20 protein-coding genes, 2 tRNA genes and 4 rRNA genes are annotated in these 25,250 nt (G+C 57.2%); 14 read left to right on the top strand and 12 right to left on the bottom strand.

The genetic code is table 11. From position 1 onward, the window contains the following. Positions 1 to 43: 43 nt before the first annotated feature. Entirely contained in the window at positions 44 to 1,222 is a 1,179-nt protein-coding gene (locus tag ACZ9BE_RS25195) for a PepSY-associated TM helix domain-containing protein (RefSeq protein ID WP_476250052.1), read from the top strand. Between the two features lie 66 nt (positions 1,223 to 1,288). Here ACZ9BE_RS25195 and rrf (ACZ9BE_RS25190) read toward each other — a convergent pair. The 8 genes from rrf (ACZ9BE_RS25190) to ACZ9BE_RS25155 form a co-directional block, all read right to left on the bottom strand. Then, a 5S ribosomal RNA gene (gene rrf, locus ACZ9BE_RS25190) occupies positions 1,289 to 1,404 on the bottom strand. Between the two features lie 105 nt (positions 1,405 to 1,509). Continuing rightward, positions 1,510 to 1,625, bottom strand: a 5S ribosomal RNA gene (gene rrf / locus ACZ9BE_RS25185). A 154-nt stretch (positions 1,626 to 1,779) separates the two neighbouring features. Beyond that, positions 1,780 to 4,673, bottom strand: a 23S ribosomal RNA gene (locus ACZ9BE_RS25180). A gap of 238 nt (positions 4,674 to 4,911) precedes the next feature. Then, positions 4,912 to 4,987 (bottom strand) — tRNA-Ala (locus tag ACZ9BE_RS25175). Between the two features lie 10 nt (positions 4,988 to 4,997). Next, positions 4,998 to 5,074 (bottom strand) — tRNA-Ile (locus tag ACZ9BE_RS25170). Positions 5,075 to 5,197: 123 nt separating this feature from the next. Next, a 16S ribosomal RNA gene (locus ACZ9BE_RS25165) occupies positions 5,198 to 6,734 on the bottom strand. The 16S, 23S and 5S rRNA genes sit together here with 2 tRNA genes alongside, the layout of an rRNA operon. Positions 6,735 to 7,364: 630 nt before the next feature. Then, positions 7,365 to 8,585 (bottom strand): CaiB/BaiF CoA transferase family protein, encoded by a 1,221-nt coding sequence (locus ACZ9BE_RS25160; protein WP_476250051.1) that lies wholly within the window; start codon positions 8,583 to 8,585, stop codon positions 7,365 to 7,367. A 14-nt stretch (positions 8,586 to 8,599) separates the two neighbouring features. Further along, positions 8,600 to 9,781 carry an acyl-CoA dehydrogenase gene (locus tag ACZ9BE_RS25155; protein WP_024015035.1) on the bottom strand — a complete coding sequence of 394 codons (1,182 nt, stop codon included), beginning with the start codon at positions 9,779 to 9,781 and terminating at the stop codon, positions 8,600 to 8,602. A 157-nt stretch (positions 9,782 to 9,938) separates the two neighbouring features. Between ACZ9BE_RS25155 and ACZ9BE_RS25150 the strand changes: the two genes are divergently transcribed. The 10 genes from ACZ9BE_RS25150 to ACZ9BE_RS25105 all read left to right on the top strand — a co-directional run bounded on the left by ACZ9BE_RS25150 (position 9,939) and on the right by ACZ9BE_RS25105 (position 19,791). Further along, entirely contained in the window at positions 9,939 to 10,838 is a 900-nt protein-coding gene (locus ACZ9BE_RS25150) for a LysR family transcriptional regulator (protein WP_095182267.1), read from the top strand. A 434-nt stretch (positions 10,839 to 11,272) separates the two neighbouring features. Beyond that, complete coding sequence (locus ACZ9BE_RS25145; RefSeq protein ID WP_041476446.1) at positions 11,273 to 12,394, top strand: Re/Si-specific NAD(P)(+) transhydrogenase subunit alpha; 1,122 nt, start codon at positions 11,273 to 11,275, stop codon at positions 12,392 to 12,394. 15 nt (positions 12,395 to 12,409) lie between these two features. Further along, the gene (locus ACZ9BE_RS25140) at positions 12,410 to 12,730 is read left to right on the top strand and encodes an NAD(P) transhydrogenase subunit alpha part 2 (RefSeq protein WP_003220416.1); all 321 of its coding nucleotides are present in this window, start codon (positions 12,410 to 12,412) and stop codon (positions 12,728 to 12,730) included. Beyond that, on the top strand, positions 12,730 to 14,163 hold the full coding sequence (locus tag ACZ9BE_RS25135; RefSeq protein WP_041476447.1) for an NAD(P)(+) transhydrogenase (Re/Si-specific) subunit beta: 1,434 nt from the start codon (positions 12,730 to 12,732) through the stop codon (positions 14,161 to 14,163). The genes ACZ9BE_RS25140 and ACZ9BE_RS25135 overlap by 1 nt, the downstream gene beginning before the upstream one ends. A gap of 214 nt (positions 14,164 to 14,377) precedes the next feature. After that, positions 14,378 to 15,871 carry an acetyl-CoA hydrolase/transferase family protein gene (locus ACZ9BE_RS25130; protein ID WP_071173986.1) on the top strand — a complete coding sequence of 498 codons (1,494 nt, stop codon included), beginning with the start codon at positions 14,378 to 14,380 and terminating at the stop codon, positions 15,869 to 15,871. A 321-nt stretch (positions 15,872 to 16,192) separates the two neighbouring features. Then, a complete protein-coding gene (locus ACZ9BE_RS25125; protein WP_007911656.1) occupies positions 16,193 to 16,408 on the top strand; it encodes a DUF1127 domain-containing protein in 216 nt (71 codons plus the stop codon). 333 nt (positions 16,409 to 16,741) lie between these two features. Then, on the top strand, positions 16,742 to 17,059 hold the full coding sequence (locus tag ACZ9BE_RS25120) for a DUF2388 domain-containing protein (protein ID WP_095182268.1): 318 nt from the start codon (positions 16,742 to 16,744) through the stop codon (positions 17,057 to 17,059). A 108-nt stretch (positions 17,060 to 17,167) separates the two neighbouring features. Next, a complete protein-coding gene (locus ACZ9BE_RS25115; RefSeq protein ID WP_095182269.1) occupies positions 17,168 to 17,485 on the top strand; it encodes a DUF2388 domain-containing protein in 318 nt (105 codons plus the stop codon). A gap of 27 nt (positions 17,486 to 17,512) precedes the next feature. Beyond that, a complete protein-coding gene (locus ACZ9BE_RS25110) occupies positions 17,513 to 17,833 on the top strand; it encodes a DUF2388 domain-containing protein (protein ID WP_041476450.1) in 321 nt (106 codons plus the stop codon). Further along, positions 17,830 to 19,791, top strand: a complete 1,962-nt coding sequence (locus ACZ9BE_RS25105; RefSeq protein WP_315435052.1) for a DUF7844 domain-containing protein — start codon at positions 17,830 to 17,832, stop codon at positions 19,789 to 19,791. The genes ACZ9BE_RS25110 and ACZ9BE_RS25105 overlap by 4 nt, the downstream gene beginning before the upstream one ends. 57 nt (positions 19,792 to 19,848) lie before the next feature. Here ACZ9BE_RS25105 and trpA read toward each other — a convergent pair whose 3' ends face one another. After that, positions 19,849 to 20,658 carry a tryptophan synthase subunit alpha gene (gene trpA, locus ACZ9BE_RS25100; RefSeq protein ID WP_016772301.1) on the bottom strand — a complete coding sequence of 270 codons (810 nt, stop codon included), beginning with the start codon at positions 20,656 to 20,658 and terminating at the stop codon, positions 19,849 to 19,851. Further along, positions 20,658 to 21,890 carry a tryptophan synthase subunit beta gene (trpB, locus tag ACZ9BE_RS25095; protein WP_016772302.1) on the bottom strand — a complete coding sequence of 411 codons (1,233 nt, stop codon included), beginning with the start codon at positions 21,888 to 21,890 and terminating at the stop codon, positions 20,658 to 20,660. Before trpB ends, trpA begins: the two co-directional genes overlap by 1 nt. Before the next feature lie 113 nt (positions 21,891 to 22,003). Here trpB and ACZ9BE_RS25090 point away from each other — a divergent pair, with 113 nt between their 5' ends. Next, complete coding sequence (locus tag ACZ9BE_RS25090; protein WP_406227971.1) at positions 22,004 to 22,921, top strand: LysR family transcriptional regulator; 918 nt, start codon at positions 22,004 to 22,006, stop codon at positions 22,919 to 22,921. On the opposite strand, the gene ACZ9BE_RS25085 is transcribed toward ACZ9BE_RS25090, so the two are convergent. Next, a complete protein-coding gene (locus tag ACZ9BE_RS25085) occupies positions 22,894 to 23,220 on the bottom strand; it encodes an ElaB/YgaM/YqjD family protein (RefSeq protein ID WP_039757078.1) in 327 nt (108 codons plus the stop codon). The two genes, ACZ9BE_RS25090 and ACZ9BE_RS25085, sit on opposite strands and share 28 nt — an antisense overlap. Before the next feature lie 166 nt (positions 23,221 to 23,386). On the opposite strand from ACZ9BE_RS25085, the gene ACZ9BE_RS25080 reads away from it, so the two are divergent. Together ACZ9BE_RS25080 and ACZ9BE_RS25075 are read left to right on the top strand one after the other, a co-directional pair. After that, positions 23,387 to 23,602, top strand: coding sequence for a dodecin (locus tag ACZ9BE_RS25080; RefSeq protein WP_016772305.1), 216 nt, complete (start codon positions 23,387 to 23,389; stop codon positions 23,600 to 23,602). Positions 23,603 to 23,731: 129 nt separating this feature from the next. Next, entirely contained in the window at positions 23,732 to 23,956 is a 225-nt protein-coding gene (locus ACZ9BE_RS25075) for a DUF1161 domain-containing protein (protein WP_071173980.1), read from the top strand. A gap of 164 nt (positions 23,957 to 24,120) precedes the next feature. Here the strand turns inward: ACZ9BE_RS25075 and ACZ9BE_RS25070 are convergent, their stop codons facing one another. Further along, positions 24,121 to 25,122: an LLM class flavin-dependent oxidoreductase gene (locus ACZ9BE_RS25070; protein WP_056791299.1), complete on the bottom strand. Its 1,002-nt coding sequence runs from the start codon at positions 25,120 to 25,122 to the stop codon at positions 24,121 to 24,123. Positions 25,123 to 25,250: the final 128 nt, after the last annotated feature.

Raw genomic sequence — 25,250 nt, 5'->3', positions numbered from 1 at the left:
GATATCAGGGGCTGGCTTTGTCGTTTCTTCGGGGGTGTTCTGTATGCGTGCGTTTCTGGTTTTATTGCATCGATATATCGGCCTGGCCATTGCGGTGTTTCTATTGCTGGCGGGCCTTACAGGCAGTGTGCTGGCGTTCAATCATGAACTGGATGAATGGCTGAATCCGCAATTCTATGAAGTGACGTCAGTGGGTGAGCGCCTGCCGCCCGGCGCGTTGGTAGAGGCGGTGCAAACTGCACATCCGAAACTGCAAGTCTGGTACATGGAGTATCCGCAGGAGGCGGGGCATACGGCGCTGCTGGCGGCCGTTCCGCGTAAAGATCCGGCGACGGGCCAGCCGTTCGATGAGCGCAATCAGGTGTTCTATCTGGACCCGATCAGCGCGGAGCAAAAAGGCGCGCGCTACTGGGGTGAATGCTGTTTTCAACGAGAGAACTTCATCCCGTTCATTCTGGAGTTTCATTACAACCTGACATTGCCCGGTAACTGGGGATTGCTGTTGATGGGTGGGGTGGCGATCGCGTGGGTGATCGACTGCTTTGTCGCATTGTTCCTGACCTTGCCGCGGGGCAAGCCCTTCTGGAAGAAGTGGGCGACTGCTTGGAAGGTCAAAGGCGGGCATGCCTACCGCTTGAACTTCGATCTGCATCGCGCCGGAGGATTGTGGTTGTGGCTGCTGCTGTTACCGATCGCCGTCAGCAGCGTGGCGATGAACTTGCCGAGCCAGGTGTTCAAGCCTGCAGTTTCGTTGTTTTCGCCCATCGAGCCGAGCGTTTATGAAGCCAGAGGACGAATGCCCGCCAATCAACTGGGGACGACACAGTTGAGTTATCAACAGGCGTACGAAAGGGCATTGCAGGAAGGGAAACGATTAGGACTGACGGCGGCAATCGGCGAGTTGTATTACAGCTTTGAGTACAACTTCTACGGCGCAGGATTTGGACAGCACGATACGGACGCACATGGAAAATCCTGGTTGTTTTTTCACGGTACCGATGGCCGATTATTGGGACAGGAAATCGCTGGACAGGGAACGCTTGGAGAGCAGTTCTATCGACTCCAGTTGCCCATACATGGGGGACGGATCATCGGGGTAACAGGGCAGGTAATGATCGCGGTACTGGGTGTGTTGATTGCGGGGTTGTCAGGGACGGGGGTTTATATCTGGTGGCGCAAGTGGCAGGCAAGACGCAACAGCAAGACTCGCAGAACGGCATGATCTTTCGTACACGTTTTAATGACAAAACCCCTGTCTGCGTTAGCAGACAGGGGTTTCGGAATTCAATCTTGACGATGACCTACTCTCACATGGGGAAACCCCACACTACCATCGGCGATACATCGTTTCACTTCTGAGTTCGGGATGGGATCAGGTGGTTCCAATGTTCTATGGTCGTCAAGAAATTCTTTATCTGGCCCGTCAACACGGTAACAAGCCAGCAAAAACAGGAACTTCTACTAAAACAAAACCCCAACTGCTTTCGCAATTGGGGTTTCGGAATTTAATCTTGACGATGACCTACTCTCACATGGGGAAACCCCACACTACCATCGGCGATGCATCGTTTCACTGCTGAGTTCGGGATGGGATCAGGTGGTTCCAACGCTCTATGGTCGTCAAGAAATTCGGGTACTGACTCGGGACCGGATGGCCTCGCTTCAGCAAATTGGGTATGTGACAGCTAGGTGTTTGTGAACTTCGAACTTTCGGTTCGTTTCGTCTTCACACACCGCAATCTGGTGCCTTTTCAGGTCAGCAAATTGCTTGGGTGTTATATGGTCAAGCCTCACGGGCAATTAGTATTGGTTAGCTCAACGCCTCACAGCGCTTACACACCCAACCTATCAACGTCGTAGTCTTCGACGGCCCTTCAGGGAACTCAAGGTTCCAGTGAGATCTCATCTTGAGGCAAGTTTCCCGCTTAGATGCTTTCAGCGGTTATCTTTCCCGAACATAGCTACCCGGCAATGCCACTGGCGTGACAACCGGAACACCAGAGGTTCGTCCACTCCGGTCCTCTCGTACTAGGAGCAGCCCCTCTCAAATCTCAAACGTCCACGGCAGATAGGGACCGAACTGTCTCACGACGTTCTAAACCCAGCTCGCGTACCACTTTAAATGGCGAACAGCCATACCCTTGGGACCGGCTTCAGCCCCAGGATGTGATGAGCCGACATCGAGGTGCCAAACACCGCCGTCGATATGAACTCTTGGGCGGTATCAGCCTGTTATCCCCGGAGTACCTTTTATCCGTTGAGCGATGGCCCTTCCATACAGAACCACCGGATCACTAAGACCTACTTTCGTACCTGCTCGACGTGTCTGTCTCGCAGTCAAGCGCGCTTTTGCCTTTATACTCTACGACCGATTTCCGACCGGTCTGAGCGCACCTTCGTACTCCTCCGTTACTCTTTAGGAGGAGACCGCCCCAGTCAAACTACCCACCATACACTGTCCTCGATCCGGATAACGGACCTGAGTTAGAACCTCAAAGTTGCCAGGGTGGTATTTCAAGGATGGCTCCACGCGAACTGGCGTCCACGCTTCAAAGCCTCCCACCTATCCTACACAAGCAAATTCAAAGTCCAGTGCAAAGCTATAGTAAAGGTTCACGGGGTCTTTCCGTCTAGCCGCGGATACACTGCATCTTCACAGCGATTTCAATTTCACTGAGTCTCGGGTGGAGACAGCGCCGCCATCGTTACGCCATTCGTGCAGGTCGGAACTTACCCGACAAGGAATTTCGCTACCTTAGGACCGTTATAGTTACGGCCGCCGTTTACCGGGGCTTCGATCAAGAGCTTCGCGTTAGCTAACCCCATCAATTAACCTTCCGGCACCGGGCAGGCGTCACACCCTATACGTCCACTTTCGTGTTTGCAGAGTGCTGTGTTTTTAATAAACAGTCGCAGCGGCCTGGTATCTTCGACCGGCATGAGCTTACGGAGCAAGTCCTTCACCCTCACCGGCGCACCTTCTCCCGAAGTTACGGTGCCATTTTGCCTAGTTCCTTCACCCGAGTTCTCTCAAGCGCCTTGGTATTCTCTACCCAACCACCTGTGTCGGTTTGGGGTACGGTTCCTGGTTACCTGAAGCTTAGAAGCTTTTCTTGGAAGCATGGCATCAACCACTTCGTCACCCAAAGGGTAACTCGTCATCAGCTCTCGGCCTTAAGATCCCGGATTTACCTAAGATCTCAGCCTACCACCTTAAACTTGGACAACCAACGCCAAGCTGGCCTAGCCTTCTCCGTCCCTCCATCGCAATAACCAGAAGTACAGGAATATTAACCTGTTTTCCATCGACTACGCTTTTCAGCCTCGCCTTAGGGACCGACTAACCCTGCGTCGATTAACGTTGCGCAGGAAACCTTGGTCTTTCGGCGTGGGTGTTTTTCACACCCATTGTCGTTACTCATGTCAGCATTCGCACTTCTGATACCTCCAGCAAGCTTCTCAACTCACCTTCACAGGCTTACAGAACGCTCCTCTACCGCATCATCCTAAGATGATACCCGTAGCTTCGGTGTATGGTTTGAGCCCCGTTACATCTTCCGCGCAGGCCGACTCGACTAGTGAGCTATTACGCTTTCTTTAAAGGGTGGCTGCTTCTAAGCCAACCTCCTAGCTGTCTAAGCCTTCCCACATCGTTTCCCACTTAACCATAACTTTGGGACCTTAGCTGACGGTCTGGGTTGTTTCCCTTTTCACGACGGACGTTAGCACCCGCCGTGTGTCTCCCATGCTCGGCACTTGTAGGTATTCGGAGTTTGCATCGGTTTGGTAAGTCGGGATGACCCCCTAGCCGAAACAGTGCTCTACCCCCTACAGTGATACATGAGGCGCTACCTAAATAGCTTTCGAGGAGAACCAGCTATCTCCGAGCTTGATTAGCCTTTCACTCCGATCCACAGGTCATCCGCTAACTTTTCAACGGTAGTCGGTTCGGTCCTCCAGTCAGTGTTACCTAACCTTCAACCTGCCCATGGATAGATCGCCCGGTTTCGGGTCTATTCCCAGCGACTAGACGCCCTATTAAGACTCGCTTTCGCTACGCCTCCCCTATTCGGTTAAGCTCGCCACTGAAAATAAGTCGCTGACCCATTATACAAAAGGTACGCAGTCACAGAACAAAGTCTGCTCCCACTGCTTGTACGCATACGGTTTCAGGATCTATTTCACTCCCCTCTCCGGGGTTCTTTTCGCCTTTCCCTCACGGTACTAGTTCACTATCGGTCAGTCAGTAGTATTTAGCCTTGGAGGATGGTCCCCCCATATTCAGACAAAGTTTCTCGTGCTCCGTCCTACTCGATTTCATGACTAAGAGATTTTCGCGTACAGGGCTATCACCCACTATGGCCGCACTTTCCAGAGCGTTCCGCTAATCTCAAAGCCACTTAAGGGCTAGTCCCCGTTCGCTCGCCACTACTAAGGGAATCTCGGTTGATTTCTTTTCCTCAGGGTACTTAGATGTTTCAGTTCCCCTGGTTCGCCTCTTGCACCTATGTATTCAGTACAAGATAACCATCTTATGATGGCTGGGTTCCCCCATTCAGACATCTCCGGATCAAAGTCTGTTTGCCGACTCCCCGAAGCTTTTCGCAGGCTACCACGTCTTTCATCGCCTCTGACTGCCAAGGCATCCACCGTATGCGCTTCTTCACTTGACCATATAACCCCAAGCAATCTGGTTATACTGTGAAGACGACATTCGCCGAAAATTCGAATTTCTCAACTAAGAGAACTCACAAATTTTACCTTAGCCTGATCCGTTACCAGTGAAAGTAACGTTCAGTCTATCTTTCTATCACATACCCAAATTTTTAAAGAACGATCTAATCAAAAGACTAGAAATCAATATTCAGTTCGAATATTCATTTCTAAACTCTCAAACTTCGAAGCAGTTTATGGTGGAGCCAAGCGGGATCGAACCGCTGACCTCCTGCGTGCAAGGCAGGCGCTCTCCCAGCTGAGCTATGGCCCCATAACAAAATTGGTGGGTCTGGGCAGATTCGAACTGCCGACCTCACCCTTATCAGGGGTGCGCTCTAACCAACTGAGCTACAGACCCAATTTCGAGCTTGTAACTGTTAGCTCAGAGCTATCAGCTTGGAGCTTAAAGCTGCTTCTATCGTCTTCTTCAATGAATCAAGCAATTCGTGTGGGAGCTCATGCAGCAGCTGATGTCGTCGATTAAGGAGGTGATCCAGCCGCAGGTTCCCCTACGGCTACCTTGTTACGACTTCACCCCAGTCATGAATCACACCGTGGTAACCGTCCTCCCGAAGGTTAGACTAGCTACTTCTGGTGCAACCCACTCCCATGGTGTGACGGGCGGTGTGTACAAGGCCCGGGAACGTATTCACCGCGACATTCTGATTCGCGATTACTAGCGATTCCGACTTCACGCAGTCGAGTTGCAGACTGCGATCCGGACTACGATCGGTTTTATGGGATTAGCTCCACCTCGCGGCTTGGCAACCCTTTGTACCGACCATTGTAGCACGTGTGTAGCCCAGGCCGTAAGGGCCATGATGACTTGACGTCATCCCCACCTTCCTCCGGTTTGTCACCGGCAGTCTCCTTAGAGTGCCCACCATTACGTGCTGGTAACTAAGGACAAGGGTTGCGCTCGTTACGGGACTTAACCCAACATCTCACGACACGAGCTGACGACAGCCATGCAGCACCTGTCTCAATGTTCCCGAAGGCACCAATCCATCTCTGGAAAGTTCATTGGATGTCAAGGCCTGGTAAGGTTCTTCGCGTTGCTTCGAATTAAACCACATGCTCCACCGCTTGTGCGGGCCCCCGTCAATTCATTTGAGTTTTAACCTTGCGGCCGTACTCCCCAGGCGGTCAACTTAATGCGTTAGCTGCGCCACTAAGAGCTCAAGGCTCCCAACGGCTAGTTGACATCGTTTACGGCGTGGACTACCAGGGTATCTAATCCTGTTTGCTCCCCACGCTTTCGCACCTCAGTGTCAGTATCAGTCCAGGTGGTCGCCTTCGCCACTGGTGTTCCTTCCTATATCTACGCATTTCACCGCTACACAGGAAATTCCACCACCCTCTACCATACTCTAGCTTGCCAGTTTTGGATGCAGTTCCCAGGTTGAGCCCGGGGATTTCACATCCAACTTAACAAACCACCTACGCGCGCTTTACGCCCAGTAATTCCGATTAACGCTTGCACCCTCTGTATTACCGCGGCTGCTGGCACAGAGTTAGCCGGTGCTTATTCTGTCGGTAACGTCAAAATTGCAGAGTATTAATCTACAACCCTTCCTCCCAACTTAAAGTGCTTTACAATCCGAAGACCTTCTTCACACACGCGGCATGGCTGGATCAGGCTTTCGCCCATTGTCCAATATTCCCCACTGCTGCCTCCCGTAGGAGTCTGGACCGTGTCTCAGTTCCAGTGTGACTGATCATCCTCTCAGACCAGTTACGGATCGTCGCCTTGGTGAGCCATTACCTCACCAACTAGCTAATCCGACCTAGGCTCATCTGATAGCGCAAGGCCCGAAGGTCCCCTGCTTTCTCCCGTAGGACGTATGCGGTATTAGCGTTCCTTTCGAAACGTTGTCCCCCACTACCAGGCAGATTCCTAGGCATTACTCACCCGTCCGCCGCTGAATCCAGGAGCAAGCTCCTTTCATCCGCTCGACTTGCATGTGTTAGGCCTGCCGCCAGCGTTCAATCTGAGCCATGATCAAACTCTTCAGTTCAAACATCTTTGGGTTTTTAAGAAACCCTAAACTTGGCTCAGCAATCGTTGGTTACATCTTTGATTTCTCGCGGAGTAACTTGTGATGCTGATAATCTTGTTGACTATCAGTCTGACTGCACAAGCACCCACACGAATTGCTTGATTCAATTGTTAAAGAGCGGTTGGTTAAGATCTTTCGTCTCAACCGAGGCGCGCATTCTACAGCAGCCTCATTTGCTGTCAAGTGATTATTTTCAGAAGTTTTCGAAGAATTCTTCAACAACTTCAACCACTTGCGCTTCCGATCTCTCGTTAGCGGGAGGCGAATTCTACAGCGTTAATCGCTGCTGTCAACACCTCTTTTTCTCCGCTTTCGACCGAGAAGATCGAACCGTTAAAAGAGCTACACATCACTGCCCTTTCAACTCCTTCCAGACTTCGATGACCTGAAGCAAGCCGCTGTCGAAAACCGCGTAACTCTTTGAATCTCAAGGAGTTTTCCGTTTCGACTGCGCCGGAAGTGGGGCGAATTATAGACCTCTGGAATCTGCCGTCAACCGTTAATTTCGCTTTTCTTTCAATAACTTGCGTATTGGTTAAAAAACATCCAATCAAATGAGAAAAGAGCTTCTTCTATATAGAAGAAGACTTAAAGGACGCCTTCCTCCTTCAACGTAGCCACCGCGCCTGCCCCCAGACCCAGCACCCGCTGCAGAACCTCTAATGTGTGCTCGCCTAATAAAGGAGGCGCATGACGATATTCAACGGGCGTCTCCGACAATCGAATCGGGCTGGCCACCTGAGGCACCATCCCCGCTAATGCATGCGGCAGCTCTATCGCCAGACCGCGCGCCTTCACCTGGGGATCTTCAAACACCTGCGACAGATCATTGATCGGCCCACAAGGGACACCCGCCTGCTCCAGTTGAGCAACCCACTCGGCCGTGGTCTTGAAGACCGTAGCTTGGCGGATCAACGGGATCAGCACCGCGCGGTTCGCTACCCGCAGCTTGTTGGTCGCGAAGCGCGGATCATCCGCCCACTGCGGTTGGCCAGCCACCTCTGCGAACTTGCGGAACTGCCCGTCATTACCCACCGTAAGAATGAAGTCACCATCCGCCGTAGGAAAGTCCTGATAAGGCACGATGTTGGGATGCGCATTTCCCAGACGCTTTGGCGCATTGCCCGTGGCCAGGTAGTTCATCGCCTGGTTAGCCAGACACGCGACCTGCACATCCAGCAACGCCATATCGATGTGCTGGCCACCACCGTCGTGATCGCGATGAGCCAACGCCGCGAGGATCGCCACCGTTGAATACAGCCCAGTAAGAATATCCGTGAGCGCGACACCGACTTTCACCGGACCGGCGCCCTCATCTCCGTCAGGCCGGCCGGTCAGGCTCATCAAGCCGCCAAGCCCCTGGATCATGAAGTCATACCCTGCGCGCTTCGCGTACGGGCCGGTCTGGCCGAAGCCGGTGATTGAGCAGTAGATCAGATTCGGGTTGAGAACCCTCAGCGACTCATAGTCCAGACCATAGGCCGCCAGACCACCTACTTTGAAATTCTCAATCATAATGTCCGACTTCGCCGCCAGGTCGCGCACCAGCTTCTGACCTTCAGAACGGGTGAAGTCGATGGTCACCGATTGCTTGTTGCGGTTGGCCGAGAGGTAATAAGCCGCTTCCGATGTGTTCTCGCCGTAAGCGTCTTTAAGAAAGGGCGGGCCCCAGGCGCGGGTGTCATCACCATTGCCCGGGCGCTCGACCTTGATCACCTCGGCGCCCAGGTCGGCGAGGATCTGTCCGGCCCAAGGCCCGGCCAGTACTCGCGATAAATCCAGTACCCGTAGATGCGACAGCGCGCCCATGGTCCGCCCTCCTATTAATAGAACGCCTGCAGACCGGTTTGCGCACGCCCGAGGATCAGCGCGTGAACGTCGTGGGTACCTTCATAGGTATTCACCACTTCCAGGTTGACCAGATGACGGGCCACGCCGAACTCATCGGAGATACCATTGCCACCGAGCATGTCGCGCGCCATCCGCGCAATATCCAGCGACTTGCCGCAGGAGTTGCGCTTCATGATCGAAGTGATTTCAACGGCGGCGGTACCCTCGTCCTTCATCCGGCCCAGTCGCAAGCAGCCTTGCAGCGCCAGAGTGATCTCGGTCTGCATGTCGGCGAGTTTCTTCTGCACCAGTTGAGTCGCGGCCAACGGTCGACCGAATTGCTGACGATCCAGAGTGTATTGACGCGCGGTGTGCCAGCAGAACTCGGCCGCGCCCAGTGCGCCCCAGGAAATGCCGTAGCGTGCGGAGTTGAGGCAGGTGAACGGACCTTTCAGACCTCGGACGTCCGGGAAGATGTTTTCTTCCGGCACGAACACGTTGTCCATGACGATCTCGCCGGTGATGGAAGCGCGCAGGCCGACCTTGCCGTGAATCGCCGGAGCGCTCAGACCTTTCCAGCCTTTCTCCAGAACGAATCCACGGATATCGCCGGCGTCATCCTTGGCCCAGACCACAAATACGTCAGCGATCGGGCTGTTGGTGATCCACATCTTCGCGCCGGTCAGGCTGTAGCCGCCATCGACCTTGCGCGCCCGGCTAATCATCGCGCCCGGATCGGAACCGTGGTTCGGCTCGGTCAGACCAAAGCAACCGATCCATTCGCCGGAAGCCAGTTTCGGCAGGTACTTCTGCTTCTGTGCTTCGGTACCGAATTCGTTGATCGGCACCATCACCAGTGAGGATTGCACGCTCATCATCGAGCGATAGCCAGAGTCGACGCGCTCGACCTCACGGGCAATCAGGCCATAACTGACGTAATTCAGACCACTGCCACCGTATTGCTCGGGAATGGTCGCGCCGAGCAGGCCGACTTCACCCATCTCGCGGAAGATTGCCGGGTCGGTCTTTTCATGACGGAAAGCTTCGAGCACACGCGGGGCGAGACTCTGTTGAGCGAACTGCGCGGCGGTGTCGCGGATCATGCGCTCTTCTTCGGTGAGCTGTTGATCCAGCAGCAGGGGATCGATCCAGTTGAAGCTAGCTTTACCGCCCATGAGTGTGCCCTCGCAATCGGGTGAATTAACGTGGCATTGATCCTAGGCGCGGTTCGCCGTCGGAGCAAACGAGGATTTCGCATTCTGTTGTGCTAATTTCTCACTCCGTACCGTCGCGAATAGCCTTTTATGCGGCGCATTAGTGAGGTTGACGTACATGCGCAGGAAGATCCCCAGCACCGCCGCCCTGATCAGTTTCGAAGCTGCCGCCCGCCATGAGAGCTTTACCCGTGCTGCTGAAGAACTGTCGCTCACCCAAGGCGCCATTTGCCGACAGATCGCCAGCCTGGAAGATTTCCTCAGCGTGGAACTGTTCCGACGCTCGCGACGTGGAGTGAAACTGACCGAGGCGGGTCTTTCCTACAGTCGTCGGGTGGCGACTCAGCTTGATGCGGTGGAGCGCGACACCCTCTCGGTAATGGGCCAGCAGGGCACCAACGTCATCGAGCTCGCAGTCGTCCCGACCTTCGGCACGCAATGGCTGCTGCCACGGCTCAAGGATTTCCAGCTCAAGCACCCGGAAGTGACCGTCAACCTGACCAACCGCACCCGGCCGTTCCTGTTTGCCGACACCGAATTCGATGCCGCGATCTACTTCGGCGATGCCGATTGGTCGGGTACCGAATCCCACAGATTGATGGGCGAGAATCCGATGCCGGTGTGCAGCCCCGCCCTACTCGGCGATCACACGCAGCTGACAGCGCAAGCCATCGCCGAGCTACCGCTGCTGCAGCAGACCACCCGACCTTACGCCTGGCGCCAATGGTTCAACTCGCAGCAATTGAATATCCCTCGCGACATGACAGGTCCACGCTACGAGCTATTCTCGATGCTTGCCCAGGCAGCCATGCACGACATGGGCGTTGCGCTGATTCCGCCGTTTCTGATTCAGCGCGAGCTGACAGAGAAACGTCTGGTGGTTGCCAACTCTCAAGCGCTTTCCAGCATCAAGGCCTATTACCTGATGATTCCGGAGCGAAAGGTCGAATCGGCATCGCTGAAGGCATTTCGTGACTGGCTGGTAAATCAGGCGCAGAGCTACAGCCTAGAAGAATAAAGGCTTTGCGCAATACCTAACCTCGTAGTCAGAAAAACCAAAGCCCTACAGATATAACTATTTGTCGCTTCTGAGCAGACTGTATCCGAAAGTCGTACAGACGTCCCACAAGCTGCCAAACACGTGGCTTTGAGCCTCTAACGGCGACTCATTGCTGCCTATTCACGCCACCGATGCGAATTTTTTTCAAATTCAGCCAGAATCCTTGCAGGTCACGGCCTGCAAGGGGTTCAACTGGCCATCTGCGACATTCGGTCACGGCATGACTTGTAGTTAATTTTCCGTCACCCGTCATAATCCCTTGAAGGGCATAAAGTTCGCCTGCAAAATGCCGCGCCCCGCCCTGATTCGGCGGGATCGTGCTGATCGGCCGCCCCAGTCGCACCATCCGTAGTGCATGGGTTTACTCAATAAGATCACGCAGGAGATTTGACGTGCACATTGGTGTTCCTCTCGAAACCCAGACCGGTGAAACACGGGTTGCTGCAACCCCGGAAACCATCAAGAAGCTGATCAGCCAAGGCCATAAGGTCACTGTGCAAAGCGGCGCTGGCGTCAAAGCCAGTGTCGTCGACAGTGCCTATGAAGCGGCCGGCGCAAGCATTGGCAGCGCCAATGACGCGTTTGGCGCCGAGCTGATTCTCAAAGTGGTCGCGCCAAGCGATGCCGAACTGCCGCTGATCAAGCGCGGCACGGTGCTCGTGGGCATGCTCAACCCGTTCAACAACGAGACCATCGCGAAGATGGCCGAATGCGGCATTACCGCATTCGCCCTCGAAGCGGCGCCGCGCACCTCGCGGGCGCAGAGTCTTGATGTGTTGTCGTCGCAGGCGAATATCGCCGGCTACAAAGCGGTGTTGCTCGCGGCTCACTATTACCCACGCTTCATGCCGATGCTGATGACTGCTGCGGGTACCGTGAAAGCGGCGCGGGTGCTGATTCTTGGCGCGGGCGTGGCCGGTTTGCAGGCGATTGCCACAGCGAAACGCCTGGGTGCGGTGATCGAAGCGTCCGACGTGCGTCCAGCGGTGAAGGAACAGATCGAATCCCTCGGCGCCAAGTTCGTCGACGTGCCTTACGAGACCGATGAAGAGCGCGAATGCGCCGTCGGTGTCGGCGGTTACGCGCGGCCGATGCCGGCGAGCTGGATGCAGCGTCAGGCGCAGGCTGTGCACGAGCGCGCCAAGCAGGCCGATATCGTCATCACCACCGCGCTGATTCCGGGCCGCAAAGCGCCGACGCTGCTCAGCGCCGAGACCGTGGCGCAGATGAAGCCGGGCTCGGTGGTCATCGACCTAGCGGCCGCTCAGGGTGGCAACTGTCCGCTGACCGTCGCCGATCAGGTCGTTGTGGAAAACGGTGTGACGATCGTCGGTCCGACCAACCTCGCCGGTGAAGTCGCCGCCGACGCTTCGGCGCTGTACGCACGCAACCTGCTGGACTTCCTCAAGCTGGTGTTCACCAAGGAAGGCCAGTTCGACGTCAACCTCGAAGACGACATCGTCGCCGCGTGCCTGATGTGCCGCGACGGCCAAGTCATCCGCAAAAACGCCTAAGCAGGGATTCAGACGATGGAAGAGCTTATCTCCCCCGGTATCTACAACCTGATCATCTTCGTGCTGGCGATTTATGTCGGTTACCACGTGGTCTGGAACGTTACGCCTGCGCTGCACACGCCGTTGATGGCAGTCACCAACGCGATCTCGGCGATCGTGATCGTCGGCGCCATGCTCGCTGCTGCGCTGACCGTCACGCCGCTGGGCAAAACCATGGGCACGCTGGCTGTGGCACTGGCGGCGGTCAATGTGTTCGGTGGCTTCCTGGTCACTCGCCGCATGCTTGAGATGTTCAAAAAGAAAGCCCCGAAAGCAAAAGAAGAGGCGCCGAAGTAATGAGCATGAATCTCGTGACGACGCTCTACCTGATCGCGTCGATCTGCTTTATCCAGGCCCTCAAAGGCCTGTCCCACCCGACCACCTCGCGGCGCGGCAACCTGTTCGGCATGCTTGGCATGGCGCTGGCCATCATCACAACGGTCGGCCTGATCTATAAGCTCGGGGCTGAGCTCGCTACAGCCGGTATCGGTTACGTCATCGTTGGCCTGCTGGTCGGCGGCACCGCCGGTTCGATCATGGCCAAACGCGTTGAAATGACCAAGATGCCGGAACTGGTAGCGTTCATGCACAGCATGATCGGCCTCGCGGCGGTGTTCATTGCCATTGCGGCAGTGGTTGAGCCGCAGTCGTTGGGTATCGTTAAACAGCTGGGCGATGCGATCCCGGCGGGCAACCGTCTGGAGCTGTTCCTCGGTGCGGCAATCGGTGCGATCACTTTCTCCGGTTCGGTGATTGCCTTTGGCAAGCTCTCGGGCAAGTACAAGTTCCGCCTGTTCCAGGGCGCACCGGTACAGTTCAGTGGCCAGCACAAGCTCAATGCGATTCTGGGTCTGGCAACGCTGGTTCTCGGTCTGACTTTCATGTTCACCGGCAACCTTACGGCGTTCGCACTGATGCTGGCCCTGGCGTTCGTGATGGGCGTGCTGATCATCATCCCGATCGGCGGCGCCGACATGCCGGTGGTGGTGTCGATGCTCAACAGCTATTCCGGCTGGGCGGCGGCGGGCATCGGTTTCTCGCTGAACAACTCGATGCTGATCATTGCCGGCTCGCTGGTGGGTTCGAGCGGTGCGATTCTCTCGTACATCATGTGCAAGGCGATGAACCGCTCCTTCTTTAATGTACTGCTCGGCGGTTTCGGCAATACGGCAGATGCAGGTCCTGCCGGTGCGCAGGAAGCCCGCCCGGTGAAATCCGGCTCGGCGGATGACGCGACTTTCCTGCTGACCAACGCCGACACCGTGATCATCGTCCCGGGTTATGGCTTAGCAGTAGCGCGTGCACAACATGCGCTGAAGGAGCTGACCGAGAAGCTGACCCATCGCGGCGTGACTGTGAAGTACGCGATCCACCCGGTGGCCGGTCGGATGCCTGGGCATATGAACGTCCTGCTCGCCGAGGCCGAAGTGCCTTACGACCAGGTGTTCGAGATGGAAGACATCAACTCCGAGTTCGGTCAGGCCGACGTGGTGCTGGTGCTCGGCGCGAACGACGTGGTCAACCCGGCCGCGAAGAACGATCCGAAGTCACCGATTGCCGGCATGCCGATTCTCGAAGCGTTCAAGGCCAAGACCATCATCGTCAACAAGCGCTCGATGGCCAGCGGCTATGCCGGTCTGGACAACGAATTGTTCTATCTGGACAAGACCATGATGGTTTTCGGCGACGCGAAGAAAGTCATCGAAGACATGGTCAAAGCGGTCGAGTAATCACCCGTTGCAATAACGAACGCCCCGACTTGTCGGGGCGTTTTTGTTTGCGCCAGACGCTGGACAATTTGCCGCGTTGTTGCAGATCCGGTAACGGTGTTTTACTGCAAACCCGCGAAATAGAGGCCTCGTTTGCGACCTTGGTAGCGGGACAGGCGCCGGCCAAATTCACTAGACTGCGCATCCTGCTACTCGTTGCCCGAGATAATAATCCATGTACCGTGACCGTATTCGCCTGCCTTCGTTGTTGGACAAAGTGATGAGCGCTGCCGACGCTGCCGCTCTAATTGAGGACGGCATGACCGTCGGCATGAGCGGTTTCACCCGCGCCGGCGAAGCCAAGGCCGTTCCCCACGCACTGGCCGAGCGCGCCAAGGTCACGCCGCTGAAGATCAGCCTGATGACTGGCGCCAGCCTGGGCAACGACCTCGACAAGCAACTGACCGAGGCCGGCGTGCTGTCGCGGCGCATGCCGTTTCAGGTCGACAGCACGTTGCGCAAGGCAATCAACGCCGGCGAAGTAATGTTCATTGATCAGCATCTCTCGGAAACCGTAGAGCAACTGCGCAACCAGCAATTGAAGCTGCCGGACATTGCCGTCATCGAGGCAGTCGCCATCACCGAACAAGGCCATATCGTGCCGACCACTTCGGTGGGCAACTCGGCCAGCTTCGCGATCTTCGCCAAACAAGTGATCGTCGAGATCAACCTGGCCCACAACGCCAACCTCGAAGGCCTGCACGACATTTATATCCCGACGTACCGCCCGACGCGCACACCAATCCCGCTGGTGAAAGTCGACGATCGCATCGGCAGCACGGCAATTCCGATTCCGCCGGAGAAGATCGTTGCGATTGTCATCACTCAGCAGTCGGACTCGCCGTCCACAGTATCGGTACCGGACGTTGACACCAATGCCATCGCTGAACACCTGATCACTTTTTTCAAGCAGGAAGTCGCGGCCGGGCGCATGACCAACAAGCTTGGCCCACTGCAGGCCGGCATCGGCAACATCGCCAACGCGGTGATGTGCGGCTTGATCGACTCGCCGTTCGAAGACCTGACCATGTACTCGGAAGTGCTCCAGGATTCGACTTTCGACCTGATCGATGCCGGCAAGCTGAGCTTCGCCTCGGGCAGTTCGATCACCCTGTCCGAGCGCCGCAACAGCGACGTGTTCGGCAACCTGGAGAAGTACAAGGACAAACTGATTCTGCGGCCGCAGGAGATCTCCAATCACCCGGAAGTGGTGCGGCGTCTGGGCATCATTGGCATCAACACTGCGCTGGAGTTTGATATCTACGGCAACGTCAACTCTACCCATGTCTGCGGTACGCGGATGATGAACGGCATCGGCGGCTCCGGCGACTTCGCGCGCAATGCGCATCTGGCGGTATTCGTGACCAAATCGATCGCCAAGGGTGGCGCCATCTCCAGCGTGGTGCCGATGGTCAGCCACGTCGACCATACCGAGCATGACGTCGACATCCTGGTGACCGAGGTCGGGCTGGCCGATTTACGCGGCCTCGCGCCAAGGGAGCGTGCGCGAGTGATCATCGACAACTGTGTGCATCCGGACTTCCGCCAGGCACTGAATGACTACTTCAGCGCTGCCTGTGCAATCGGCGGTCACACCCCGCATATTCTGCGCGAAGCCCTGAGCTGGCATATGAACCTGGAAGAAACCGGGCGCATGCTGGCGGTGTGATTCACACAGATAACCACCGAGGCAAACACAGTTTTGCATCGGTGGATGCCCGCGAGAAGCAGGATCGCAAAAAACTGTACTGCTGTACCGGTCTTTTCCTACAACAAAGCCCTACTCAATCCCCTGATACGAGCTCAAATGCACCATTCAAGTGCAGACAGGTACAGTTTGCCCAATTTCGACCCGTACACCATCCATAAACAGTTAACTGCTCACTCACAATACAAATGAACTGTATCTACAGAGACTAGGCAAACGAGAGGATCATGGGCACCAGTCAAACCACTACCTGATCCCGCCACAAGCGGAAGGATGTCAACCATGGAACGTACACTCAGTTCCGAACTGTTCTTCGAAGACAAAGCTGTAAACACCCAGGCTTCCCTGCCTCTGCGCGTTATCGCCAACCTGATGTTGTGGCAGCGCCGCATCTCCAGCCGCCACCAACTGGCCCGTCTGGATTCGCGTCTGCTGGCCGACGCCGGTATCAGCGAAGCACAACGCTACGAAGAGCTGAGCAAGCCGTTCTGGCGCTAAGCAGCGTCGCTGGCTCTGGTCGTCAGACCCACCGCCAGCAACCCGAATTGCACAAGCAAAACCCGTCGTGGGCAACCACGACGGGTTTTGTCGTTTCAGGGCCTTGAATGCTCTAAAACGCATAACTGAATGAGTACAGGTACAATTCACGAAAGCCCCAGATAACACCAGTACAGTTATGCAGAACCTTTGGAGTATCACTGGCCACCACTGGGCGAACCGGATTTGGCAGCCTAATATCCATGCAGAACGTGGCGAACGTTGCGCAACAGGCGTCTGACTCCTCAGATACCGAGCCACCTCTCACTACGGTTTATCCAAAGGAGTTACATCATGACCCGTCTTCGCCTGCTCAGTGCCGCCGCCCTGCTGGCCGTGGCTGCCAACGCCAGTGCTACCAGTTTCATCGTCACCACCGACTCGATCGTCGGCGCGCTGAAAGCCACTTCCGACGCCACTTCCGATGTGACCTCCTCGTTCCGTGACGACAAGATCGTCCTCGCCGCCCGCGACGATGCCGCCAGCTTCGTGGCCAGCGAAGGCGATATCCGTGGGGTGAAGCTGGAAAGCGCGCTCGATCACATCCGCCATCAGGTGCCACAACTCAATGCCACCGATGCCCAATTGGCTCAGGCCATTCTGACGCTCTGATCGCTTGCGGTATTGTGGGACACGCCAGCCGTGTCCCGATGTTTCAACGCTGGCTCTGGCCCGGGCATTTGCGCTAGCCTTCAGGCTCGCTAACAGTTGTCGAGTCCCATGCGCTTTCTTCCAACTTTGCTCATCTCTTCTACTCTATTCACCGCCTGCTGGGCGATGTCTGCCAACGCCTTCGATGCTTTCAATGCATCGACCCAAGGCACGGTTGTCAGCGGTTACGCCACCAGCATGGTGTCTTCTGCGCCGTTCGACCGTAAACTGCTGCTCGCCGCCCATGATGACGCGGCCGCCTTCGTCGCCAGTGACGGTGAATGGCGAGGCGCACGGCTGGAATCCGCGCTGCATTACCTGCGCAAAACCCGGCCGAAACTTCATGCCAGCGACCTTGAACTGGCAGAAGCAATTCTCGTCCAATAGTTATCCTTGTCCTTCCGGAGTCGTTCCATGCGTAGCCCGCTGATTGCTGCCGCCCTTGGCCTGTTTGTGTTGGCCGATGTGGCCCAGGCGCACACCCTGGTAGCCACCAGTAACATCATCGTTCGTGCCTCCCAGCGCAGCATCGATTTCACCTCCGATACCACCACGTCGATTCGCGATTCGAAAATCATCCGCGAAGCCCACGACGACGCCGCCAGTTTCGTCGCCAGCAACGGCGACATCCGTGGCGCGCACCTCGAGGCCGCTCTCAACACATTGCGTACACGGGTGCCGGAAGCGCGCGACGCCAGTGACCAGGTACTCGCCGAAGCCATCCTCGCACTGTGAGGTCCGTTGGCGCCTGGCTGCTGGCCGGGGCGTTGTTGCTGCTTGGCAACAGCGCCCACGCCGGCCTGCAATTGCGGCTCAAGACCGAGGGTCTGAGCCCGGCTCAACAACAGGCCAGTCAGGCGCTGATTGATGAGGCCATGGCGAAACTGCCGCCGAGCTTCATCGAACGGCTGGATCGGCGTATCGATGTCGGCTGGACCGACGACATGCCGGCCAATGCTTACGGGCAGGCGACGCTGGTTGCCGAACTTGATCTGAATCGCAAGCTTCTCGCAGCTCTCACCGATGGCAGCGCGGCGAAAGAGAAAACCAATCGCCCCCACGGCACTGTGCGCCAGGAACTGCTAGCCACAGTGCTGCACGAAATCACGCATATCTACGACCGCGCGCGTTTATGGCCAAGCGCCGAGCGCACGTTGATCCAGCGCTGCACCCGACGCTTCAACAGCGCCGGGCTGATCGGTATTCCCGATGAGTGTCGCGGGCAGAACGGTCGCCGCTTCACCATCAGCGACGATCCGCGCCTGCTCGATCTGGCCGGGTGGCAACAGTACGTCGGCCGCCGTGGCGAGCGTGAACAACATAACCGGCAGATCGCTCGCAGCCCGGACCTGTACGAAATTTCCAGTCCCAAGGAATTTGTCGCGGTCAACATGGAGTACTTCCTCCTCGACCCGAGCTACGCCTGCCGCCGCCCGGCGCTGTATCGCTACTACAAGGAACATTTCGGCTGGGCGCCGCCAGCGCAGGACACCTGCAGCAAGAGCTTTGCCTTTCTCAATGCGGGCAATGACTTCGCCAAGCAGCCTCTGGGGCAAGTCGATCCGGAACGGGTCTACGCGGTCGATTACCTGCTGGCCGAGGCCAATCAGAACTGGGTCAGTCGCTGGGGCCACAGCATGTTGCGCCTGGTGATCTGCGCCCCCGGTCGCCCGCGCGGCCCGGATTGCCGCCTCGATCTCGATCAACACTTGGTGCTGTCCTATCGCGCCTTCGTTGGCGATGTGCAGCTGTCGAGCTGGGACGGACTGGTCGGCAAATACCCGTCGCGGCTGTTCGTGTTGCCGCTGGCACAGGTGATCGACGAATACACCAAGACCGAGCTGCGCAGCCTCGCTTCAGTGCCGCTGAACCTGTCTCGCGAGGAGATCGAGGGCGTGGTCGAACATGCCGCCGAGATGCACTGGAGCTACGACGGCAACTATTTCTTCCTGTCCAACAACTGCGCGGTAGAGGGTTTGAAACTGTTGCGCAGCGGCAGCAATAACAGCCAACTGGTCGGCCTCGACAGCATCATGCCCAACGGCTTGCTGGAAGTGCTCAAGGGCCGTGGTCTGGCCGACACCAGTGTGCTCGACGATCCGAAAGAAGCGCTGCGTCTGGGTTACCGCTTCGACTCGTTCCGCGATCGCTATCAAGCGATGTTCGATGTATTGAAGAAGCAGCTGCCGATCAAGCAGACCACTGTCGAAGACTGGCTGTCACTCAGCGCTGAGCAACGCCGCGAATGGTTCGACCGCGCCGACCTGCGCACCAGCGCGGCGCTGTTGCTGCTCGAGCAGGCGAGTTTCCGCCGGCAGTTGTTGCTGGCCCAGGACGAGGTCAAGCAACGCTACCTCGGTGCCCGCGAGCTGGAAAATGGCGGCATGGACAAAGCCAACGCGACCTTGCAGGAGATTCTCGCCAACAGTGGCTTCCTCAGCCGCCCGGCGGAACTGCTCGACTCTAAAGGTTACGGACTGCCCCAGCCGAGCGAGTTTGGCCGACTGGAAGCGGAAAGCAGCCAGCGGCAGAAGAAGCTGCTGGCGCTGTCCGGCGACCTCGATACTGAAGTGCGCAAGCTGCTCGAACCCAAGCGCGCCGCCGAGATTGCCGCCAGCGAGGCCAACGTCAAGCAGATTGGCGAGCATTTGCGCAAACTGCACAAAGCTTCGGGCGGACTGCAATTACCCTGAGCACAAAAAAGGCTTCAGAACCCATGTTCTGAAGCCTTTTGGTTTTCCCCTGCGGCTTTAGACGCGAGCCTTGCGCACGCCTTGGGACAGCGCCGAACACAGACTCAACACGCCATCAATGGCCTGCTCAGGCGTATCGGCACTGGCGATGTGATCGATCAACGCCGAGCCCACCACCACACCGTCAGCCAGACGCGCGATGGCCGCAGCCTGCTCCGGTGTACGGATACCGAAGCCAATGCTGATCGGCAGGTCGGTATGCCGACGCAGACGTGCAACCGCCTCTTCCACGTGTTCCAGAGTCGCTGCACCGGCGCCGGTGACACCCGCGACCGACACGTAGTAGACAAAACCGGAACTGCCGTTGAGCACACGCGGCAGACGCGCGTCGTCGGTGGTCGGCGTGGTCAGGCGGATGAAATCCAGCCCGGCAGCCTGCGCCGGGTCGCACAGTTCTTCATTGTGCTCTGGTGGCATGTCGACCACGATCAGGCCATCGACGCCGGCATCCTTGGCTTCTGCGATGAAACGCTCGACGCCGAATTTGTGGATCGGGTTGAAGTAACCCATCAACACCAGCGGCGTGTCGCTGTTGCCTTCACGGAATTCGCGAACCATTTGCAGGGTTTTCGCCAGATTCTGTTTGGCGCCCAGTGCGCGGATATTGGCCAACTGGATCGCCGGGCCATCGGCCATCGGATCGGTGAACGGCATGCCCAGTTCGATCACGTCGGCACCTGCGGCAGGCAGGCCTTTGAGGATTGCCAGCGAAGTGTCGTAGTCAGGATCGCCAGCGGTGACAAAGGTCACCAGCGCGGCGCGGTTCTGTTGCTTGAGGTCGGCAAAGCGGGTTTGCAGGCGGCTCATCAGTGTTTCTCCTGCTGCGACTGTTGCATATGGTGCATTACGGTTTGCATGTCCTTGTCGCCACGGCCCGAGAGGTTGACCACCATCAGGTGATCCTTCGGCAGCTTCGGTGCACGTTTGAACACTTCGGCCAGAGCGTGGGCGCTTTCCAGGGCAGGAATGATCCCCTCCAGACGGCAGCATTTGTGGAACGCTTCAAGCGCTTCGTCATCGGTTACCGAGGTGTACTGGACGCGGCCGATGTCATGCAACCAGGCGTGTTCAGGACCGATGCCCGGATAGTCGAGGCCAGCGGAAATCGAGTGGGCGTCGATGATCTGCCCATCGTCGTCCTGCAGCAGGAAGGTGCGGTTACCGTGCAGCACGCCCGGCACACCGCCGTTCAGGCTGGCCGCGTGCTTGCCGGTTTCGATGCCGTAACCGGCGGCTTCGACGCCGATGATCTCCACGCTCTTGTCATCGAGGAACGGGTGGAACAGGCCCATGGCGTTGGAACCGCCACCGATGCATGCCACCAGACTGTCCGGCAGACGACCTTCCTGAGCCTGCAACTGATCGCGGGTTTCCTTACCGATGACGGCCTGGAAGTCGCGGACCATTGCTGGATACGGGTGTGGGCCGGCCACAGTGCCGATCAGATAGAAAGTGTTGTCGACGTTGGTCACCCAGTCACGCAGGGCTTCGTTCATCGCGTCTTTCAGGGTGCCGGTGCCGGCCACGACCGGAATGACTTCAGCGCCCAGCAGCTTCATGCGGAAGACGTTGGCCTGCTGACGTTCGATGTCGGTGGTGCCCATGTAGATCACGCAATCGAGACCGAAACGCGCAGCAACGGTGGCCGTGGCCACGCCGTGCATGCCGGCGCCGGTCTCGGCGATGATGCGCTTCTTGCCCATGCGCCGCGCCAGCAGGATCTGGCCGATGCAGTTGTTGATCTTGTGCGCGCCGGTGTGGTTCAGCTCTTCACGCTTGAGGTAGATCTTGGCGCCGCCGCAGAACTCGGTCAGGCGTTCGGCGAAATACAGCGGGCTCGGACGTCCGACGTAATCACGCTGGAAGTAGGCCAATTCTTCTTTGAATGCCGGATCTTCCTTGGCCGCTTCGTATTCGCGGGCCAGGTCGAGGATCAACGGCATCAGGGTTTCCGCTACATAACGGCCACCGAATGCACCAAACAGGCCGTTGGCGTCAGGGCCGTTACGCAGATCAGAGGTGTTCGAAGTCTGGGTCATGGGTCGCTCCAGGTGAATTCGGTCAGAAGACAATGACGACCACTCTACCCCTGACTTTCCAGGCTGAAAACCGATAAGATCGCCGCAACCTGTCAGGAAAACTCACAGATACCATGAGCCACGACCTTCCCCCGCTTAATGCCTTGCGCGCCTTCGAGGCCACCGCCCGTCTGAACAGCGTCAGTCAGTCTGCCGAGCAGCTGCATGTCACTCACGGCGCGGTCAGCCGCCAGCTGAAAGCGCTTGAAGAACATCTCGGCGTGAGTCTGTTCGTGAAGGATGGGCGCGGCTTGAAACTCACAGATGCCGGCGTGCGTCTGCGCGATGCCAGCGCAGAGGCGTTTGATCGCTTGCGCACTGTTTGTGCGGAATTGACCCAAAGCACTGCCGATGCGCCGTTCGTGCTTGGTTGTTCGGGGAGTCTGCTGGCGCGCTGGTTCATTCCGCGTCTGGGACGGCTGAATGCCGATTTGCCTGATCTGCGCTTGCACCTGTCGGCCGGTGAAGGCGATCTCGATCCTCGGCGCCCGGGCCTTGATGCGCTATTGCTGTTCGCCGAGCCACCGTGGCCGGCCGATATGCAGGTCTACGAACTGGCGGCGGAACGCATCGGCCCGGTGATGAGCCCGTTATTCAGCGGTTATCAGAACCTGCACGACGCTCCTGGCGCAGAATTGCTCAAGCAGCCCTTGCTGCACACCACCTCTCGCCCGCAAGCCTGGCCCAGCTGGGCACAGCAAAACCACCTCGATTCCAAGGCGTTGAAGCTCGGGCAAGGTTTTGAGCATTTGTATTATTTGCTGGAGGCGGCTGTTGCAGGTCTCGGCGTGGCAATCGCACCGGAGCCGTTAGTAACTGAAGACCTGAAGGCGGGTCGCCTGGTTGCGCCGTGGGGCTTCTGCGAAACCCCGGCGCAACTGGCGTTGTGGCTACCCAAGCGCGCCGCGGACGGGCGCGCCCGGCAACTGGCGCAGTGGCTCAAAAACGAGCTGCGCCAGCCTGATCACTCACCGCGCTTGAACAAAAAGTAGGCAGCGAGCAGACCGATTGCACCGACAGCCACACCGGCTGTGGTCCAAGGATGTTCCTGCGCGTAATCACGAGTGGCAATGCCGGTCTCGCGGGTTTTCACTTTGACTTCTTCGTACGCGTCGCTGAGCAGATGACGGGAATGTTTCAATGCACTTTCGGCATTGCTTTTCAGCGCCTTGAGGGTCTTGCGCGACTCGTCCGAAGCATCGTCTTTCAAGCTTTCCAACGATTTGAGCAGACTCTCGATCTCGGCTTCCATGCTTTGCAACGAGGCTTTACGTAAAGAGGTGTTGGCCATGGTGGCTCTCCTGCATTGGTGATGAGTGGCGTGTGTTGGTTGGGACTTCACCACTTCGAGAAAGTGCAGAAATTCTGAACTTCGGCAGCGCAGAGGCGCCGAAATCAACAGTGCAATTGCCTGTTAGGCTCAATTTCACACGCCATTCCAACCCAAGGAGAACGCCATGAGTGACCATCACACGTACAAGAAAGTCGAGCTGGTCGGTTCGTCCACCACCAGCATCGAAGACGCCATCAACAACGCACTGGCCGAAGCCAACAAAACCCTGCGCAATCTGGAATGGTTTGAAGTGACCGAAACCCGTGGCCACATCGAAAACGGCCAGGTGGCGCACTTTCAGGTAACGCTGAAAGTCGGCTTCAAGATTGCCGCCAGCTGAGTTTGAGCTAGTCTTCTGAACTTGCGCGCTGGCCGAGTGCCATAGGGAATGGCAAAGCGCTACAAGGTGAGCGCATCGGGTGGATGACCCGATGCCCGCCTCATTCAATCCGACCAGGGAGTGCGACCGATGAAGAAGTTCATGTTGGCAGTAGGTTTGTTGAGCCTTGCGGGTGGTGCGTTTGCAGCCGGGAAGCCTTGTGAAGAGCTGAAAAGCGAAATCGCCGCGAAGCTCGACGCCAAAGGCGTATCCGGTTATTCGCTGGAAGTTGTCGACAAGGGTGCGGCCGCTGATGGCGACGTCGTCGGCAGTTGCGAAGGCGGCAGCAAGGACATCGTCTACAAGCGAGGTTGATTGCGCCTGAAATACAAAAGCCGACGTGGATGCGTCGGCTTTTTTGTGGACGATGATTTTCCGGGTAGGAGCTGCGGGACGCTGCGATCTTTTGATCTTGATTTCAAATCATAATCAAAAGATCGCAGCCTCGTTGCACTCGACAGCTCCTACAAGGGTTCGCGTTATCCCTTCATGACTTGGGCCAACAATTCGTAGGAATGGATGCGATCGGCGTGTTCGTAAAGATCACTGGTGAAAATCAGCTCGTCCGCCTGGGTCTGCTCGATCAACACCTCAAGCTTGGCGCGGATCTTCTGCGGGCCGCCGACCATGGCGAGACCGAGGAAATCGCCCACCGCTTCACGTTCATGGGGCAGCCACAGGCCGTCCATGGTTTTCACCGGTGGACGCTGCACCAGGCTCTGGCCACGCATCAGCGCAAGAATGCGCTGGTACACAGACGTCGCCAGGTAATCGGCTTGCTCATCGGTATCCGCTGCCACCAGCGGCACGCCGAGCATCACGTACGGCTTGTCGAGCACCGCCGACGGTTTGAAGTGATTGCGGTAGATGCGGATCGCCTCGTGCATGAAGCGCGGCGCGAAGTGCGAGGCGAAGGCGTAAGGCAAGCCGCGCTCACCCGCCAATTGCGCACTGAACAGGCTTGAGCCGAGCAGCCAGACCGGCACGTTGGTGCCGGTGCCGGGCATGGCGATCACCCGTTGCTCCGGGGTGCGCGGGCCGAGGTAGCGCATCAGTTCGGCAACGTCTTCAGGGAAGTCGTCAGCGCTGCCCGAGCGCTCACGGCGCAAGGCGCGGGCGGTCATCTGGTCAGAGCCGGGCGCGCGGCCCAGACCCAGGTCGATCCGTCCCGGGTACAGGCTCTCGAGGGTGCCGAACTGCTCGGCGATCACCAGCGGCGCATGGTTGGGCAGCATTACCCCGCCGGAACCGACGCGGATCGTCGACGTGCCTCCGGCCAGATAGCCGAGCAACACCGAAGTTGCCGAACTGGCGATGCCGTCCATGTTGTGATGTTCGGCGACCCAGAAGCGCGTGTAGCCGAATTTTTCGGCATGTTGTGCCAGATCCAGCGAGTTGCGCAGCGATTGCGCTGCGCTGCCGTTTTCGCGCACTGGCACCAGGTCGAGGGTGGAAAATTTTACGTCGGACAGTTTTTTCATGAACCTGCATCTCCGGGTGGGGAGGCAGGTTTTTCTTGCGAGCGAAAACCTGCCAAATCCATAAGCGTGTTTTATGGAATGAGGGCATATACCCGAGATTCAATAGCAGCGGCGAAATTTCCTACTAA

Source organism: Pseudomonas sp. TE9122, assembly GCF_056278925.1.
The sequence above is the reverse complement of the archived record's forward strand: the minus strand, read 5'-3'. Positions and strand labels throughout refer to the sequence as shown.